General features: G+C 71.5%; 12 protein-coding genes. 8 read left to right on the top strand and 4 right to left on the bottom strand.

What is annotated here, in order from left to right; translation table 11 throughout:
• Positions 1-866 precede the first annotated feature (866 nt).
• The 4 genes from ACFV1J_RS14235 (at position 867) to ACFV1J_RS14220 (ending at position 7,743) form a co-directional block, all read left to right on the top strand.
• A complete protein-coding gene (locus ACFV1J_RS14235) occupies positions 867-5,075 on the top strand; it encodes a hypothetical protein (RefSeq protein WP_385857635.1) in 4,209 nt (1,402 codons plus the stop codon).
• 330 nt (positions 5,076-5,405) lie between these two features.
• Positions 5,406-6,194 carry a GntR family transcriptional regulator gene (locus ACFV1J_RS14230; protein WP_385857634.1) on the top strand — a complete coding sequence of 263 codons (789 nt, stop codon included), beginning with the start codon at positions 5,406-5,408 and terminating at the stop codon, positions 6,192-6,194.
• Between the two features lie 5 nt (positions 6,195-6,199).
• The gene (locus ACFV1J_RS14225; RefSeq protein ID WP_385857633.1) at positions 6,200-6,961 is read left to right on the top strand and encodes a glycosyltransferase family 2 protein; all 762 of its coding nucleotides are present in this window, start codon (positions 6,200-6,202) and stop codon (positions 6,959-6,961) included.
• A gap of 293 nt (positions 6,962-7,254) precedes the next feature.
• Positions 7,255-7,743 carry a hypothetical protein gene (locus ACFV1J_RS14220; RefSeq protein ID WP_385857632.1) on the top strand — a complete coding sequence of 163 codons (489 nt, stop codon included), beginning with the start codon at positions 7,255-7,257 and terminating at the stop codon, positions 7,741-7,743.
• Between the two features lie 111 nt (positions 7,744-7,854).
• On the opposite strand, the gene ACFV1J_RS14215 is transcribed toward ACFV1J_RS14220, so the two are convergent.
• Entirely contained in the window at positions 7,855-9,069 is a 1,215-nt protein-coding gene (locus ACFV1J_RS14215; protein ID WP_385857631.1) for an amidohydrolase family protein, read from the bottom strand.
• A 291-nt stretch (positions 9,070-9,360) separates the two neighbouring features.
• Between ACFV1J_RS14215 and ACFV1J_RS14210 the strand changes: the two genes are divergently transcribed.
• The 3 genes from ACFV1J_RS14210 to ACFV1J_RS14200 all read left to right on the top strand — a co-directional run bounded on the left by ACFV1J_RS14210 (position 9,361) and on the right by ACFV1J_RS14200 (position 12,224).
• Entirely contained in the window at positions 9,361-9,810 is a 450-nt protein-coding gene (locus ACFV1J_RS14210; RefSeq protein ID WP_385857931.1) for a DoxX family membrane protein, read from the top strand.
• A 204-nt stretch (positions 9,811-10,014) separates the two neighbouring features.
• On the top strand, positions 10,015-10,716 hold the full coding sequence (locus ACFV1J_RS14205) for a TetR/AcrR family transcriptional regulator (RefSeq protein WP_385857630.1): 702 nt from the start codon (positions 10,015-10,017) through the stop codon (positions 10,714-10,716).
• Positions 10,717-10,922: 206 nt separating this feature from the next.
• Positions 10,923-12,224, top strand: a complete 1,302-nt coding sequence (locus tag ACFV1J_RS14200) for a cytochrome P450 (protein ID WP_385857629.1) — start codon at positions 10,923-10,925, stop codon at positions 12,222-12,224.
• 196 nt (positions 12,225-12,420) lie between these two features.
• Here ACFV1J_RS14200 and ACFV1J_RS14195 read toward each other — a convergent pair whose 3' ends face one another.
• Together ACFV1J_RS14195 and ACFV1J_RS14190 are read right to left on the bottom strand one after the other, a co-directional pair.
• The gene (locus ACFV1J_RS14195; RefSeq protein ID WP_385857628.1) at positions 12,421-13,503 is read right to left on the bottom strand and encodes a hypothetical protein; all 1,083 of its coding nucleotides are present in this window, start codon (positions 13,501-13,503) and stop codon (positions 12,421-12,423) included.
• A 313-nt stretch (positions 13,504-13,816) separates the two neighbouring features.
• Positions 13,817-14,650, bottom strand: a complete 834-nt coding sequence (locus ACFV1J_RS14190; protein WP_385857627.1) for a class I SAM-dependent methyltransferase — start codon at positions 14,648-14,650, stop codon at positions 13,817-13,819.
• A 324-nt stretch (positions 14,651-14,974) separates the two neighbouring features.
• Here ACFV1J_RS14190 and ACFV1J_RS14185 point away from each other — a divergent pair, with 324 nt between their 5' ends.
• Positions 14,975-16,768, top strand: coding sequence for a S9 family peptidase (locus ACFV1J_RS14185; protein ID WP_385857929.1), 1,794 nt, complete (start codon positions 14,975-14,977; stop codon positions 16,766-16,768).
• A gap of 273 nt (positions 16,769-17,041) precedes the next feature.
• On the opposite strand, the gene ACFV1J_RS14180 is transcribed toward ACFV1J_RS14185, so the two are convergent.
• Complete coding sequence (locus ACFV1J_RS14180) at positions 17,042-18,373, bottom strand: cation diffusion facilitator family transporter (RefSeq protein WP_385857626.1); 1,332 nt, start codon at positions 18,371-18,373, stop codon at positions 17,042-17,044.
• Positions 18,374-18,523 lie beyond the last annotated feature (150 nt).

The following is an 18,523-nucleotide window of genomic DNA, read 5'->3' as shown; positions in this document are numbered from 1 at the left end:
AGTGAGACAAAGCTGCTGTGACGTAGCTCACGCTGCGCCCATTCCGAGGCGTTGACCCCTCGGCCTTGTCGAGCGCCAGGCAGAAGCCTCGTCGGACGTTGGTGGAGGCGGAGTCGGGTTGCTTCCCGAGGCGCGGGCTCCGGTGCGCAACGCCGGCACGAAATAAGCGGCATGGACGTGTGCTGAGCGGCTATCAGGACCGCCCCGGCCCGTGCCGGCGTCAGGGCTTCGGACGGCCGTCCCGGCAGGCCCCGTTGGGACGGACAGCGCCCCAGCAAGAGGGCCGACCGCATTGCCCCTGCTCGCCCGGCCGGACCGGACAACCTCCGCCGAAAACAACGCCGCGCCATTCGGCGCCGGTCCCTCCCCTCGTGGGGACCGGTGCCGAACAGCGCGGGCGGCGGGGATCCGCGCCCCCCGTACCGGCGCGGATCCGGGTAGGGCCGGACCGTGGTCGACGCGGCGGCAGTCCGGGCCGAGTCGGGCCGGCTCCTCAGCTCCTCGCGAGCTCCTCGGACCCTCAAGGTCCTCGGGCTGAGGTGTCCCGGACGTTGTTCCCGGCCGGCACCACCGGGTGGTGATTCCGGTGGGCGGTGGCCGGGGACGGGCGTCGGGAGTTGTCTCGCCGAGGAGTGGGAGCCGTCCGAGGACCTGGTGGTTCGCGCAGCACTCCGAGTACTGGGCGGTGGTCCGGCCGGGCCGGGCCCGGTTGCTCGCCGCTGGTGCGTGATACTGCCAGTCGTGGGTCCCGACGAGGAGGTTCCGGAGTCGGGGCGGGGGCTAAAGCACAGGTCAGCCAGCTAAGGTGAGTTTTCCGGTCCGGATGTCCGGATGTCCAGGTGCGGGGGAAGTAAGGAGTGGAGACCTTGAGTTCCGACTCAGGGGCACGCTCAGCCTTCGCCGAGCGGCTCGCGCTGCTGTACAAGGAGGCCGGCAACCCTCCCCTCAAGAAGGTGGCCGAGGCGGTCGTCCGGCTGCAGCGGGTCGACGAACGCGGGCGGCCGGTGCGGGTGTCCGTCCAGCGGATCAGCGACTGGCGGCGGGCCAAGAACGTGCCCGCGCAGTTCGCCGCGCTCGCAGCGGTGCTGCACGTCCTGATCCCCCAGGCCCGGCGGTCGCGGCCGGTGCCGGTGTCGACGGGCCTGTACGACCTGGCTCAGTGGCAGCGGCTGTGGGAGCGGGCGGTCGGCGACCGCGCCGCGGCGTCCGCGCAGGAGGAGGAACGTCCCGCGGACGACGCCGCGCCCGTCCCCGGTGTGTGCCCGTACCGCGGCCTGGCTTCGTACCGTCCCCAGGACGCCCGGTGGTTCTTCGGCCGGCAGCGGAGCACGGAGGCCCTCGTCGCCCAGCTCCGCGCGGCGGAGCGGACGGGCGGGTTGGTCATGCTCGTGGGCGCATCGGGGGCCGGAAAGTCGTCGTTGCTGAATGCCGGGTTGGTGCCCGCTTTGCGGAGCGGCGCTGGGGGTGAGGGGAATGATGGGGCGCGGGAGGTGGTGCAACTCGTGCCGGGGAGCGATCCGGTCGGGGAGCTGACCCGCCGGATTCCCGAGCTCGCCGCCGTCGTCTCCCCGGGGGCCGGGGCGACCACTACTGCCGGGGAGACCACGGCTGTTGCGGAGACCACGACTGTTGGGGAGACCGCAGCTGTTGGGGAGACCACGGCTGTTGGGGAGACCACGACCGTTGGGGAGACCACGGTTACGGAGCCCGAGCCCGATACGCCCCCCTTCCCTCGCATTCCCACCCCGGCGGAGCCCGATACCCCCCGCTCCCCCCATTCCTCCCAAGCCCCCACCCCGCCGGAGCCCGGTACCCCGCGCTTTGCTCAGGCCGTGCGGGAGGCCTTCGAGCGTTGGGGGGCGGGTCGCGGGGTGGCGGACGGTGCGCGGCCGGTCGTGATGGTGGACCAGTTCGAGGAGGCGTTCACCCTCTGCTCCGACGAGGCGGCCAGGCGGACGTTCATCCACCTCCTGCACGCCGCGTGCACCCCTGCCGGTGCCGGGTCGGGCGGTCCGGCCCCCGTGCTCGTCATCATCGGCATACGCGCCGACTTCTATGAGAAATGTCTGGGATATCCCGAACTGGCCGATGCGTTGCAGCACCGGCACATGGTGCTCGGGCCGTTGACCAGCGCGGAGCTGCGGGAGGCGGTGACCGGTCCGGCCAAGGCCGTGGGGCTGGAGCTGGAGCCGGGGCTGGCGGAACTGATCGTTCGCGAGGTGAGCGCCGACGGTCCCGACGGGGCGCACGACGCGGGCGTGCTGCCGCTGCTCTCGCACGCCCTGCTCGCCACCTGGCAGCGGCGGAAGGCGGGACGGCTGACGCTGGCCGGCTACCGCGCGGCGGGCGGCATCCAGGGCGCGGTGGCGGCGACCGCCGAGCGGGCCTGGTCCGGTCTCGACCCGACGGCACGCACGGCCGCGCGGCTGCTCCTGCTCAGGCTGGTCCGGCTGGGCGAGGACACCCAGGCCACCCGTAGGCGGGGGACGCGGCGCCAACTGGCGGACGAGTCCACCGACCCGCACAAGACGGAGGAATCGCTCGAAGCGCTGGTGCACGCCCGGTTGGTGACGCTCGACGCGGAGGCCGTGGAGATCACCCATGAGGCGCTGCTGCACGCCTGGCCCCGGCTGCGTGACTGGATCGACGAGGACCGGAACGGCAATCTGCTGCGCCAGCGCCTGGAGGAGGACGGCCGGGCGTGGGAGGGCTCGAACCGCGATACGTCCCTCCTCTACCGGGGGTCGCGTCTGGAACAGGCCCGCAACTGGGCGGAATCCGCCGGTGACACCTTTCTGACCCGCAGTGCGGTGGAGTTCCTGGCCGCCTCGGTGCGGCTGCGCCGGCGCACGGTGCTGCTCAGCCGTGGTGCGGTGGCGGCCGTGGTCGTGCTGGCGATGCTGGCCGTCGGGGCGGCAGTGGTGGCGTGGCAGCAGCGGGACGACTCGGTGTTCCAGCAGGTGCTCACCGAGGCCGACCGCGCCCAGTACACGGATCCGTCCCTGTCGGCCCAACTCGGCCTGGTGGCGCACCGCCTGCGGCCGGACGACCAGGGCGCGAACAACCGGCTGATCTCGATCATGAACGCCCCGCTGGCCACCCCGCTCCGCGGCCACACCGGGGCCGTCTACCTCACCTCGTTCAGCCCCGACGGGCGGACCCTGGCCACCGCCGGCTACGACCGGACCGTCCGGCTGTGGGACGTGCACGACCGGGGCCGCCCCGAGCCGCTCGGCAAGCCCCTCACCGGCCACACGAGTTGGGTGAGCAGCGCGGTCTTCGCCCCGGACGGGCACACCCTCGCCAGCGCCGGCGACGACGGCACGATCCGGCTGTGGGACGTGACCGACCCGGGGCACCCGAAGGCGCTCGCCGCACTGGCCGGCCACCAGGGCACGATCTACCTGGCCGCCTTCGCCCCGGACGGGCGCACCCTGGCCTCCGTCGGCGAGGACCGCACCGTCCGCCTGTGGGACGTGTCCGACCCGGGCCGCCCGAAGGCGCTCGCCAAGCTGACCGGCCACACCGCCCCCGTACGCTCCGTCGCGTTCAGTCCCGACGGCCGGAAGCTCGCGGCGGGCAGCGACGACGACACCATCCGGCTGTGGGGCGTGTCCGATCCGCGGCACCCGAAGCCGGTCGGCAGGGTGCTCCGCGGGCACACGGACATCGTCCACTCGGTGGCCTTCAGTCCGGACGGCCGCACCCTCGCCAGCGGCAGCGCGGACGACACCATCCGGCTGTGGGACGTGTCCGACCCGGCGCACGCGGAAGCGATCGGCTCGCCGCTCACCGGCCACACCGGTCCCATCTGGTCGGTGGCCTTCAGCCCCGGCGGCGGGATGCTCGCCGCCGCCAGCGCGGACAGCACCGCGAGCCTGTGGAACGTCAGTGATCCGGCGTACCCGTCGCGGGTCGGCGAGCCGCTCGCGGGCAGCAGCGGCGAGATGTACGCCCTCGGCTTCAGCCCCGACGGCCGGACCCTCGCCACCGGCAGCGGCGACAGCAAGGTCCGCCTGTGGTCGATACCGGCTTCGGACATGATCGGCCGCAACGGGACGTTCCGCCCGGACGGGCGGGTGCTCGCCACGGCCGCCCGCGACGGGAGGGTCCGGCTGTGGAACGTGCAGCATCCCGGCCGGCCCACGCCCCTGAGCAGGCCGTTCATGCGCGCGGACGGGTACCACCGTTCGATGGCGTTCTCCCCCGACGGCCGCACCCTCGTCGTACGGACCGGGCACCGGGTGGTGTACCTGTGGAACGTCACCGACCCGGCCCGCCCGGTCCCCGCGGGACCGCCGCTCACCCTGCACACCCGCTTCGCGGGCCCCGACTCACTGGCCTACAGTCCCGACGGCCGCACCATGGCCACCGCCTATGACGACCGCACCGTCCAGTTGTGGAACGTCAGCGACCCCTCCCACGTGGTTCCGGCCGGCAAGCCCCTCACCGGCCACAAGGGCTTCATCAACTCGCTCGTCTTCAGCCCGCACGGCCATACGCTCGCCAGCGGCAGCGCGGACGGCACGATACGGCTGTGGGACGTGTCCGACCCGCGCCACGCCGCCCCGTCCGGCGCCCCGCTCCGGGGGCACCTCGGCCCCGTCAACGCGCTCGTCTACAGTCCCGACGGCCGTACGCTGGCCAGCGGCGGCGACGACGACACGGTCCGGCTGTGGAACGTCACCGACCCCCGCCGGGCGACGCCGCTGGGCCCACCGCTCACCGGCCACACCGAAGCGGTCGTGTCGCTGACGTTCAGTCCGAGCGGCCGGACCCTGGCGAGCGGCGGCGACGACAACTCGGTCCACTTCTGGAACGTCACGCTCCCGTCCCGGGCCACCCCCATCGGCCAGGCGGCCAGCCCCAACGCCAAGACCGGCAGTTTCCTGGCGTTCAGCCCCACGAGCCGGCTGCTCGGGGTGTCGAGCGGCGCCGGCACCGTCCGGCTGTGGAGCCTGGACCCCGACCCGGCGATCCGCCGCATCTGCGCCACCACGCGGGGCGTCCTGACACCGGAGAAATGGCGCGAGTACCTCCCCCACCTCTCGTACGCCCCGCCGTGCGGCAGCTGACGACGGCCGTGTTCGGCAACGACCGCACATGACCACGACCGCCCGGCGACGACCGCGGATGACGTGACTCCGATCACAACTCCGTGGCGTCGTTCAGCAGTTGACTCCCGCCGTGCTGACGGCCTTGCTACTCTTGGCCGCAGCCCGATCGCTGGTGCATCCCCCGTCGCCAGCGATCGGGCGCTTTCATGCCTGCGATTCCCGGCTCGGCCCCTCAAGTCGTCAACACCTCTTTATGAGTCGTAACCTGGTGTCGTCCGGCCGGCCCGTACGACCGGACACCCCACCGGCCCGCCGGCCGGGGCACCGAGCGACGGGACGGTGAGACCGATGGCAGCGGCGTACGAGCGCATCGCCGATCAGCTTCGGCAGTCCATCCGCGCAGGCCGGCTGAGGCCCGGGGACCGCCTCCCCGCCGAGTCGAGGCTCGCCGAGGAGTTCGGACGCAGCGTGCCGACCGTCCGGGACGCGCTCCGGGTCCTGCGCGACGAGGGACTCATCGAGAAACAGCACGGCCGCGGCAACTTCGTCCGGCGCCCCCGCACCACGACCGTACGCACCAATCTTCGCCACCAGTGGGAGAAGGACCGCGCCCGCCGGCCCCTGGAGGAGCGGGCCCGGACCGGCGCCACCGAGCACGAAACCGGCCTGCACGTCGACGACCTGATCTTCCACGCCGCGTACCGCGAGACCCCTGCGGACGGGGACCTCGCGGCCGCGTTCGGCCTCCCCGAGGGCACCCCTCTCCTCGCCCGCTCCTACCGGACGCGGTGCGCGGCCGAGAGTGCCCCCTTCAGCCTGGTGACGTCCTACCTCGTCCGCGAGCTGATCGCGGAGAACCCGGACCTGCTCGACGCGGCCAACGAGCCGTGGCCGGGCGGCTCCCAGGCCCAGCTCGCCACCGTCGGCATCGAGGTCGACCGCATCGAGGAGCGGGTCACCGCCCGGCCGCCGACACCCGAGGAGGCGGAGGAGCTGGAGCTGCCGCCCGGGACCTCGGTGCTGGTACTCCGCAAGACGTCGATCGACACCCGGGACCGGATCGTGGACGTCTCGCACGTCGTCCTGCCCGGCGACCGCACGGAAATGCTGTTCACCACTCCCCTGGAAAGGTGGTGAGTGCCGTGCGCCGGCGCATCATCATCGTCACGGCCGTCCACGCCCCCTCGGCCCCTTTCCTCCCGGAGGCCTACAAGTCCCTGCGCGAGCAGGAACTCCCCGAAGGGTGGGAGTGGCACTGGGTCATCCAGGAGGACGGCCACACCGACGAGGTCGCTCCGTACGTGCCCGACGACGCCCGGGTGACCTTCCGCCAGGGACGGGCCGGCGGCCCCGGTGTCGCGCGCACCCTCGCCCTGGCCCACGCCGAGGGCGAGTACATCAAGGTCCTGGACGCCGACGACCAGTTGTCGCCCGGCGCACTCGCCCGTGACCTGGCCGCCCTGGAGGGCGACCGGAGCATCGGCTGGGCGACGTCCCGCGTCCTCGATCTGCTCCCCGACGGCTCGACCGCCGGTTTCCCGGGCGACCCCGAGCCGGGCCCGATCGAGCGCGGCACCGTCCTCGACTCCTGGAAGGCGCACGACTTCCGTGCGCCGGTCCACCCGGCAAGCCTCTTCGTGCGCCGCGATCTGCTCCTCGCCCTCGGCGGCTGGATGGCCCTCCCCGCCTCGGAGGACACCGGTCTGCTGCTCGCCCTGAACGCCACCAGCCGCGGCTGGTTCTCCTCGGAGGTCGGCCTCCTCTACCGCAAGTGGCCCGGCCAGGCGACCAGCCAGCCTTCCCATACGGACACCGCGGAACGCCATGCCCGGATGGCGGTCGCCGAGGCCCGGGCACGCGAACTGGCGCATTTCACCTGGCGTTATCCGGGGGGCGAGGGCTGAGGGGTGACGGCTGCGGGGTGACGGCTCTGGGGTGTCTGGGGGGACGGCTGGGGGATGACGGCTGCGCGGTGACGGCCGGGGGCGGATGAGGGGCGGGTGAGGGGTGGGTTCCGGCGTCGTGGCTCTGGTCTGTTGACGCCCGGCGTGCCACCCTGCGCGGCACCCGTTGGTCGGCCCCGCCCGACGCCGTGTCCAAGGCCGTGCCCAAGGCCGTGTCCGGCGCCGTTTCGAGGCCGCCGGCGGTTGCCGACCGACCACCCAGCGCCCTCGCTCTGACAGGCAAGGAGACCGCAATGACCGAGCCCGGTGGAGACGTGCGACGAGACGGAAACCCCTCGCGGGACGCCCTCAGGGCGAGGCATGCCGCCCGCGCCCGCAGCGCCCTTGCCCGTACGGCCGCCGCCTGCCGCTTCGCCGGCTTCGCGGCCGACCCGGGCTCCGTGGTGGCCGTGCCGACGGCGGCCTCCGCGAAGGCCGCCAACGCCCTCCGTTTGTCCGCCGACGCCGTCGCCGCGTTGGCCGAGGGCACTTCGGACCCCGCCGCGGACGCCCGTCAGGCACGCAACGCGGCCGCGGCCGCCGTCCTCGCCGCCCAGATAGCCCGCTCCCACGGCGTCAACCAGCTCTGCGACGCCGCGTACGACGCCGCCCTCAAGGCTTCCCTGGCGGCGGGAAGGGCCGCCGGGCGGGACGGCCTGGGGGCCAGTGAGCCGCTGAACGCCGAGGCGGAGGCGGCCGAGGCCGACGCCGTCACCGCCGCCACGGCCGCCGGCTGGACGTAAGCCCTCATCCCCCTGCTCACCGGTCGCCGCCCTGCTCACCGGTCACCGCCCGGCCCACCGGTCGCCGCCCCGCTCACCGGTCACGGCCCTGCTCACCGGTCACGGCCCTGCTCACCGGTCAAAGGGAAGTTCCAGCATCCGGATCGCGTTCCCGCGCAAGAGCTTGTACGTCACCTCGTCCGACAGCCCCGCCATATGCTCGGCCGCCACCTGCTTGGTGTGCGGCCAGGTCGAGTCGACATGGGGGTAGTCGGTCTCGAACGTCGCATTGTCGACGCCCACGGTCTCGATCGCCTCGACCCCGTGCTTGTCCCGGAAGAAGCAGCAGAAGACTTGCCGGTAGTAGTACGACGAGGGCGGCTCGGGGATCAGGCCCTTCACCCCGCCCCACGCCCGGTGCTCCTCCCAGACGTCGTCGGCGCGCTCCAGCGCGTACGGAATCCAGCCCATCTGGCCCTCGCTGTACGCGAGTTTCAGCCGCGGGAACTTCACCAGCACACCGCTGAACAGGAAGTCCATCATCGACGCCATCGCGTTGTTGAAGGACAGTGCGGCCTGGACCGCGGGCGGCGCGTCCGGTGAGGCCGCCGGCATCTGCGACGACGACCCGATGTGCATGTTCACCACCGTCCCGGTCTCCTCGCACGCCGCGAAGAACGGGTCCCAGTACCCGGAGTGGATCGACGGCAGTCCCAGGTACGTGGGGATCTCGCTGAAGGTCACCGCCCGCACCCCGCGGGCGGCGTTGCGCCGGATCTCCGCGACCGCGAGGCCGACGTCCCACAACGGGATGAGGCACAGCGGAATCAGCCGGCCACCGCTGTCCCCGCACCACTCCTCCACCATCCAGTCGTTGTACGCCCGGACGCAGGCGAGCCCGACCTCCTTGTCCTGCGCCTCGGCGAAGGTCTGCCCGCAAAATCGCGGGAACGTCGGGAAGCAGAGCGACGCCTCGACGTGGTTGAGGTCCATGTCCGCGAGCCGCGCCGTGGGGTCCCAGCAGCCGCGCCGCATCTGCTCCCGGGTGATCCCGTCCAGCGTCATCTCGTCCCGCGAGAACCCCACGGCCGCGATGATGCGCTTGTACGGGAAGATCTGCCCGTCGTACTCCCACCAGTCCGTGATCTGACCGTCCGGGTCCGTGGTGAACCGGTACTTCCCGCCCACGTACTCCAGCTCACCGATGCCCGCGGTGAACGGCTTCGGCCCCCTGTCCTGGTACTTCTTCGGAAGCCAGGTCTCGAAGAGGTGCGCCGGCTCGATCACGTGATCGTCCACGCTGATGACCTTGGGAAGCTCCGCCGTGCCGCTCTCGTTGCTGATCACGCTGTACCCCCAACTGCCCGTCGGTGAGTCACTACGGGCCCGAATCTGACGACCCATCAGCTCCAGAGGCTATGACCTCCCCCTTGCCACGACAAGGCGCGCCCGCCAACTCCCCGGCCCGCGGGCGGCCCCGGGCGTCCCCCCTTGCGTCACGAGCCCTTGCGCCATGAGCCCTTGCCCACTGAACCGGCATCCACTACAACGATCTGACGCTGCATCAGCTCGCGCCGGACGCATCGAAGGACGACACGGACAGGGACAGGAACAGGGGCAGGGGACATGGACGTGGACATGCACACGATCTGGCTCAGCGGCGCCGAGTGGTTCGCGGTCCTCCGGATCGGCCTCGGGCTGTGGTGGCTGGAGAGCTGGCGCCACAAGGACAAGAAGACCTGGTTCGCCGGCGGCGGCATTAACTGGGCGGCCGGTATCGCGGCCGAACACCGGTGGCCGGCCGTCCGCAAGAGCTTCGACCGCTTCGTGAAGCCGCACCCCCGCCTGATGGCGTACGTCGTCGCCTACGCCGAACTGGCCCTCGGCCTGGGACTGATCACGGGCTTCCTGACACCGATGGCCCTGATCGCCGGCGCGGTGCTCAACCTGCTCTACCTGGCACTGATGATCCACGACTGGGCGGAACAGGGCCAGAACCTGATGATGGCGCTGATCTCGGTGGTCGGCCTCCTGGCGCTGAGCTGGCAGACCTGGTCGCTCGACGCGGCCTTCGGCTTGTTCCTGTAGCGGCCCGCCCATCGCCCCACCACCCCCACCACCTCACCGCCCGACCACCTCACCACCCCACCGACTGTCCGGAAAGCGCCTTACGGCTCGGGCCTCGTCGTCCCTAGCCTCGACCCCGTGACCAGATTCGAAATCTGGTCACGAGGTCACGGTCGGCGACAGCGCCTGGCTCCATCAGGGCGTACGGGGAGGCAGGAAGAAGCCGTGGAACGGGCGGAGCGCGGGGAGCGGATCCTGGAGGCGGCGGAGGAGTTGCTGCTCGCCTGGGGGTACGCGCGGGTGACGATCGAGGAGATCGCCCGGCGCGCCAAGGTGGGCAAGGGGACGGTCTACCTCCACTGGAAGACCAAGGACGCGCTGCTCCTCGCCGTCATGCTGAAGGTGCAGTCACGCAGCCAGCAGCGGCAGTTGGAGCGCCTTCGCGCGGATCCGCTGGAGGTCCTGCCGAGCCGGATGATGCGTGGGCGGTTCCATGACTTCCTGGACGAACCCGTGCTGCGCGCCCTCTACACCGACGACTCCGATGTCCTCGGCCGGCTCAACGACCACGCCAAGAAGGAGCTCGCTGAGGTGATCGCCGAGGCCGACCGGACCCTGCGGCGCCACCTGGAGGTGCTGCGGGAACACGGTCTGGTGCGCACCGACACGGAGGTGCGCCACCAGCAGTACGCGCTGATGGCGATCGCCACCGGGTTCTTCACCGCCGAGACGCTGCTCTACGAGCGGGCACCCGACACCCCCGAGACCCGCGCGGAGATCCTGGCCGGAACGGTCCGCAGCACCCTGGAAACCGCCCCCGAGCGCGTACCCGAGGCCGCCGCCTCGGCCGTACCCGAAGTCATCGCCCTCTACGAGCAGTTGGCGGACCTGTGCGCCCGCGAGATGGACCGCCAGATACGTCGCTGAGGCCCATGCGCGTGCCACGCACACGTCACCGAGGCGTACGCGCGTGCCACGCACACCGCGCTGAGGCGTACGCGCATGCACCGGACACGTCGCTGAGATCCAGCGGCAGGTACGTCGTCACCGCGAGAACGTGACGGCGGCCGGAGACGGCGGCCGGTGGCTCACCTCGGCCGCCTCACCCACTCCCAAACGGAGGAGAACGAAAGATGTCGGCATTACCCCGCTCCCCGCTCACCGCGCACGTCGGGAAACACCCGGGCGAGCCGCATGTGATGGATCCCGCCCTGGTCAGCGACCCCTACGGTGGGTACGGGGAGTTGCGCGAGCAGGGCCCGGTGGTCCGTGGCCGGTTCATGGACGACTCGCCCGTATGGTTCGTGACCCGTTTCGAGGAGGTCCGGCAGATCCTGCGCGACCCGCGGTTCGTGAACAACCCGGTCGCCTCCTCTCTGGGCGCCCGGCCCGAGGACTCGCCCACGGTACGGCTGTTGGACATGCTCGGCTTCCCCGAGCACCTGCGCGACTATCTGCTCGGATCGATCCTCAACAACGACGCCCCGGACCACACCCGGCTCCGCCGCCTCGTCTCCCGCGCGTTCACCGCACGCAAGATCACCAATCTGCGGCCGCGCGTCGAGGAGATAGCCGACGCCCTGCTGGACCGGCTCCCCGAGCACGCCGAGGACGGCGAGGACGGCGTCGTCGACCTGATCGAGCACTTCGCGTACCCGCTGCCCATCACGGTCATCTGCGAACTGGTCGGCATACCGGAAGCCGACCGTCCGCAATGGCGCCAATGGGGAGCCGACCTCGTTTCGCTCCAACCGGAGCGGCTCAGCGTCTCGTTCCCCGCGATGATCGACCACATCCACGAGCTGATCCGGGAACGGCGCGGCGCGCTCACCGACGACCTGCTCAGCGAGCTGATCCGCACCCATGACGACGACGGCAGCCGGCTGAGTGACGCCGAGATGGTGACCATGGTCCTCACCCTCGTCCTGGCCGGTCACGAGACCACCGCCCACCTGATAGGCAACGGCACGGCGGCGCTGCTCACCCACCCCGACCAGCTGCGCCTCCTGAAGGGCGACCCGGCCCTGCTCCCGCGGGCCGTCCATGAGCTGATGCGGTGGTGCGGCCCGGTGCACATGACACAGCTGCGGTACGCCACGGAGGACGTCGAGATCGCCGGCACCCGGATCCTCAAGGGCGACGCCGTCCAGCTCATCCTGGTGTCGGCCAACCACGATCCCCGCCACTACAGCGACCCGGAACGCCTCGATCTGACCCGCCATCCCGCGGGCCACGCCGAGGACCATGTGGGGTTCGGCCACGGGCCGCACTACTGCCTCGGCGCGACGCTGGCCAAACAGGAGGGCGAGGTCGCCTTCGGAAAGCTGCTCGCACGCTTCCCCGCCCTCTCGCTGGCCGTCGAACCGGAACGCCTGGAACGGGCCCAGACACCGGGCAGTTGGCGGCTGGTCTCCTTGCCGCTGCGGCTGAGCTGAGACGCACGCGAGCCCTCGGGGGGAGGGGGGCAGAACCCACGATGTGACGGTGGGAGGGGCGGCCGGCCGACCACCGGCCGTCCGTATGAAGGAGGCGGGGCGGCCGTCCGACCACCGGCCGTCCGTATGAAGGAGGCGGGGCGGCCGTCCGACCACCGGCCGTCCGTCCGTCCCGCCATCTCCACGATGCGATGCGCTACTTGCCGTGCACCGACGCCCGCCAGGTGACCTGGTGCGAGCCCTCTCCCTCACCGTTGAAGACCACCGCTGTCGGGGTGTCCCCCTTCGGTACCAGGTGGATGGAGCACTCGGTCACCGTGCCGTTCGGCTTCACCATCTTGTGGGGGACCGCTTCGGGGCACTGGCTCACCCCGGGACCACCGATGTCGATCAGCACCATCTTCCGCACGGTCTGGCCGGCCGCGGTCTGCAGCGTCACCCCGTCGCTCATGCTGGGGAGCAGGTCGTACTTGCCGCTGTTCCGGTACTGCATCGTCACGTAGTACGGGGTCATCTTCTTCTGGTCCGCGTCCAGGTCGAAGCGTCCCAGGTCGGCGATGGAGCCGGCGCGCACGCTCTTGGGGGTGATCCGCAGCGAGACGGGCCGCTTCTCGGCGTCCTCGGTGACGCCGTCGGCCGGCTTGCCCGCGGGCAGGATCCCGTTGGACGCAGCGCCTTCGGCCCCGCCCTGGCCCACCTTCCAGATGAGGGTGTCACCGCTGTCGTCCTTGTAGGAGACGGTGGTCGGCGGCTGGCCCTTGGGGAGCATGTAGATCTGGCAGAGCGCGGACGTGGCGCCGGCCGCGAGCTGCGACGCACCGGCCTCGCGGCACTCGGGCGGCAGTCCGGAGCTGGTGGCCAACGGGTTGGACTGGAACAGCGAGACCTGCTGGGCGGGTTGGCCGTCCGCGCCGTTGACGGAGAAGTTCCGCTCCGGCGACAGGTTCTTCACCGTCTTCTTGCCGGTGTTCGTGTAGGAGAAGGTGAGGTAGTACGGCACCCTCCCCTTCAGGTCGTCGTCCAGCCGGATGTGCGAGAGGTCGGAGTCCGAGCCGCGGGCCAGCCGCGTCGGGGTGATCCGCAGCGGGTGCGCCTTGTTGTCGGAGTCGGTCCAGGTGGCCTGGCGGGGCGTGGCCTTCATCGGCAGCGGCTTGGCGGGCGTCACGGCCTCCGACGCGCCCGGCGCCGCCTTGCCCTTACCCGGCCCGCCACATCCGACGGCCAGCAGCATGAGCGCGCTGAGACCCGCGGCACCCGCGATACGTATCGGCTTCCGCACGGCAATCCCCCGTTGTTCTGCGGTGTTCCGCATCGTTCTGAGACGTTGAGACGTTCTGCACTGTTCTGAGATGTACTGCGATGTTCCGCGTTGGCGTCGGCCGTTGGCCGTCGCCTGCCGTTGGTCATAATCCGCCGTTGGCTGTCGTTGGCCGTTGGTTGGCGTCCGCCGCTGGTCGTCGCCCGCCGGCCGGGACCGGTCCGACACCCTAGCCGCAGCGGTACGGACGAACGCCACCGCCCCTGGACCGCAAGGGCACGCGCGCACGCGTTATGGGCTGTCGGCAGAGACAGCGGGCCAGGCGGGGCGCCCCTCAACGAGGACGGCTGGCCCGCAGCGAGTACATGAGGGGAACGCGGGGGTGGTCGCCGGGGAAGCGGTAGTACCCGTCGTCACCAGGCCGGAGTGCGGCGAACCGCTGGAACATGGTCATGTCGTGCTCGTGCAGGAAGTCGATGCGCAGTCCGGCGCCGGCCAGTGCGGAGACGACGTCGCCGAGCGGATGCTGCCATTCGACACTGCGGTTGTTGACCGTCGGCGCATCGAAGTCCGCGTACGTACCGGGCACTTCGTCGATCCAGGCGTCACGGCTGAAGTAGTCGTGGACGATCCGCGCACCGGTCCCGTCGTCGAGGGTGTCGGCCAGCGGGTGGAATTCGGCGAGGTAGAGGAAGCCCCCGGGCGCGACGAGCGAGGCGGCGGTGTCGGCCCAACGCTCCAGGTCCGGCAGCCAGTTCAGGGCGCCGATGCCGGTGTAGACGATGTCGTACGACGCGTCGGGGACGGCTTGGACCGCGTCGTAGACATCAGCGGCGACGAAGGCCGCCCGGTCCGGGCCGTAGCCGAGTTCGGCGGCGAGCTCACGGGCGGCTTCCACGGCCGGTTCGGAGAAGTCCAGGCCGACGACGCGGGCGGCGCCGCGGTGCGCCCAGGAAAGCGTGTCCTGCCCGAAATGGCACTGGAGGTGGAGCAGGGACCGGCCGGTGACGTCTCCGACCTCCGCTACCTCGAAGTCGCGGAGCACGTCCCGGACCCGGCGGAAGCGCTCCTGGTCATAAAAATCGCTCGCGGTGTGGATAGCTACCCGCTCGTCCCACCTCGCGCGATTCGTCTCCCGCCAGTCGTCGGGCCCGGTGTGTTTTCGCATATCGCGAAGTTATCCACAGGCTTGTGGCCCTCGCCAACGCATTTCCGGTGCCGGGCGCAGAATGGGCGCATGACTGACGAGACGACCACCGGACCCGACCGCTCCCCCGACCCGACCCCTTCCTCGGCCGCCACCGACCGCCCCGACCGCTCTTCCGGGACGGCGACGGACTCGGCCAACCCCATAACGGGTCCGGACGCGTCGACACCTGACCCGGCCGGCTCGCCAAAAACCGACACTGCGGACACAACGGACACCGCCATGCCCGCGAACACCGGCGGCCCGGATGCCACCAGGCCCGGCACCACCACCCGCGACACCGACATGCCCGACTGGGAGAAGCGCTTCCGTGCCCCGCGGATCGGGCTGCCGGACTGGGCCGAGGACGCCCCGGACCGCTCCCTGTTCGTCTCGAACGCCACCGGCACCTTCGAGCTCTACACCTGGGACCGGGCGACCGGCGCCCAGCGGCAGGCCACGGACCGGCCGAACGGCACGACGGACGGGACGCTCTCGCCGGACGGCGAATGGGTCTGGTGGTTCTCGGACACCGACGGGGACGAGTTCGGCGTCTGGATGCGTCAGCCGTTCGCCGGCGGTCCGGACGAGCCGGCCACCCCGGGGCTCGCCCCCTCCTACCCGGGAGGTCTGGCCATCGGCCGCGACGGGACCGCGATCGTCGGCCGCTCCACGGACGACGACGGTTCGACCATCCATGTCGTCCGCCCGGGAGAGCCCCCGGTGGAGATCTACCGCCACCGCGAGTCGGCGGGCGTCGGCGATCTCTCGCACGACGGCTCACTGATCGCCGTCGAGCACACCGAGCACGGCGACGCGATGCACTCCGCGATCCGCGTCGTCCGCCCCGACGGCTCCACCGTCGCCGAGCTGGACGACACCAACGGCGGCACCGAGGAACTGGGCCTGGCCGTGCTGGGCTTCGCACCGGTGGACGGTGACTCCCGGCTGCTGGTCGGGCATCAGCGCCGGGGCCGCTGGGAGCCGATGATCTGGGACCCGCTGACCGGCAAGGAGACGGCCCTGGAGATCGACCTCCCGGGAGACGTCGGCGCCGACTGGTACCCGGACGGCTCGGCCCTGCTGGTGGAGCACGAGTACCAGGCACGGAGCGAGCTGTGGCGCTACGACCTCGGCGAAGAGCCGACGGGCGCGATACTGACCCGGGTCGAGACCCCGGCCGGCACGGTCTCGGGCTCGACGGCACGGCCCGACGGCACCGTCGAGTTCCTGTGGTCGTCGGCCGCGCAGCCCCCGGAGGTGCGCTCGACGAGCGGTGCGGTCGTCCTGGACCCGCCCGGCACGAAGGCGCCCGGGTCGGTCCCGGTGCGGGACGTCTGGGTGGACGGCCCCGGCGGCCGTATCCACGCCCTGGTGCAGCAGCCCGCGGGTGACGGCCCCTTCCCGACGGTGTTCGACATCCACGGCGGCCCGACCTGGCACGACAGCGATTCCTTCGCCTCCTCCCCGGCGGCGTGGGTCGACCACGGCTTCGCGGTCGTACGCGTCAATTACCGCGGCTCGACGGGCTACGGCCGTGCCTGGACGGACGCGCTCAAGCACCGCGTCGGGCTGATCGAGCTCGAGGACATCGCCGCGGTGCGCGAGTGGGCGGTCACCTCCGGCCTGGCGGACCCGGAGCAGCTGGTCCTGGCCGGCGGCTCCTGGGGCGGCTACCTCACCCTGCTCGGCCTCGGCACCCAGCCGGAGGCCTGGGCACTGGGCCTGGCGGCGGTACCGGTGGCGGACTACGTCACGGCATACAACGACGAGATGGAAGCCCTCAAGGCGATGGACCGGACCCTCCTGGGCGGCACCCCCGAGGAGGTCCCGGAGCGCTTCAAGGCATCGTCCCCGCTGACGTACGTGGACGCGGTGCAGGCCCCGGTCTACATCTCCGCCGGCGTCAACGACCCACGCTGCCCGATCCGTCAGGTGGAGAACTACGTCCAGCGCCTGGAACAGCGCAGCCACCCGCACGAGGTCTACCGCTACGACGCGGGCCACGGCTCCCTCGTCGTCGAGGAACGCATCAAGCAGGTCCGCCTGGAACTCGACTTCGCCCAGCGCTACCTCTCCACCAAGCACCAGAACGCCTGACCAGCAGAGCCCGAAGGACAGCAAGCAGGAGGTAAGGCAACACCGAAGCAAGCAGGAAACCCAAGAAATCAAGAAAGCAGAGACCCAGGGAGCACGAAGCAGGGCCGCAGGACGGGGGGATGCAGGACGGAGAGACGCGGGGAGGAGAGACGCAGGGGGGAGGGACGCAGGGGGGAGGCGATCTTCGCGGCGGGAAGGCCCAGGTTCGTATTGCCAGGGGCTCTGGGCCACAACGGCCCCCGCAAAGGCCCCCGCAACGCCGCCGTCCTCCTCTCAGCCCGTCGCGTGATGGGCGAGGGCGGCGTGCGGGTCGGTGATCCCGGTCCCCTCCGTCGTGTGATCGGTGTGGACGGTCGCGGCGGTGAGCCGGGGGACGGCGTGGATGAGTGCGTGCTCGGCGGCGACGGCGAGCGCGTGGGCCTGCACCACGGTCAGCTGGGCGTCGACGACGATGTCGGCCTCGGCCCGCAGCGTGTGACCGATCCAGCGCATGCGGACCTGGCCCACGCCACGGACCCCGGGCACCGTGCGCAGCGCGGTCTCCGCCATGTCGAGGAGTTCGGGGTCAACGGAGTCCATCAGCCGCCGGTAGACCTCGCGGGCCGCGTCGCGCAGGACGACGAGGATCGCGGCGGTGATCAGCAGACCGATGAGGGGGTCGGCAAGGCGCCAGCCGAGAGCTGCGCCGCCGGCACCGAGGAGTACGGCGAGGGAGGTGAAACCGTCGGTGCGGGCGTGCAGCCCGTCGGCGACCAGGGCCGCGGAACCGATCTTGCGGCCGGTGCGGATGCGGTAGCGGGCCACCCACTCGTTGCCCAGGAACCCGACGACGGCGGCCACGGCCACCGCCCCTAGGTGGGTCACGTCCCGGGGGTGCAGCAAGCGATCAATGGCCTCGTAAGCGGCCAGGAGGGAGGAGGCGGCGATGGTGAGAACGATGGCGATACCGGCGAGGTCCTCGGCCCGGCCGTAGCCGTAGGTGTAGCGGCGGTTCGCCGCTCGACGGCCGAGCACGAAGGCAATGCCGAGGGGCACAGCGGTCAGGGCGTCCGCGGCGTTGTGCAGGGTGTCGCCGAGCAGTGCCACCGAGCCCGACAGCACGACGACGACCGCCTGCACCACCCCGGTCAGCCCGAGGATCCCTAGCGAGAGCCACAGCGTGCGCATGCCCTCCCGGGAGGTCTCCATCACGGCGTCAACCTTGTCCGCGGCCGCGTGACTGTGCGGCATGAGGAGATGCCCGACCCGGTGCCGCACTCGCCCCCAGCGCCCGGACTGGGGTGACAGCCTGGCGTGCGGGTGGCCGGGGCCATGACCGTGGCCGTGGTGGCCGTGGTGGCTGGCGTTTACGGGGTGGTTGGGGTTGTTGCCGGGGCCGGGGTGGCCGGGGTCGTCGCCGGGGCCGTGACCATGGCCTTGGTGGCTGGCGACTACGGGGAGGCCGGGGTCGTCGCCGGGGCCGTGACCATGGTCGTGGTGGCCGACGTCTATGGGGTGGGTGGGATCGTCGCCGTGGTCGCCACCGGGGTGCCTGGGATGAGCGTGGCCGTGGCTGTGCGGGTGGGTGTGGCCAGGGCGTTGCGAAGGAGTGCGGTTGCCTGCCATGGGGCTACCGTGGCACACCGATTCCATTGCGGCTACAACGGTCGTACGCCCTCTGACCAGGTGCAATGGCGTTGCAGCTACTGGTCGGAGGGGGAGGGGTGGGGTGGGGTGGGGTGGGGTGGGGTGGGGTGGGGTGGGGTTGGGTGGGGT

The organism is Streptomyces sp. NPDC059649 (assembly GCF_042734445.1).
Taxonomy (GTDB): Bacteria; Actinomycetota; Actinomycetes; order Streptomycetales; family Streptomycetaceae; genus Streptomyces.
The sequence above is the reverse complement of the archived record's forward strand: the minus strand, read 5'-3'. Positions and strand labels throughout refer to the sequence as shown.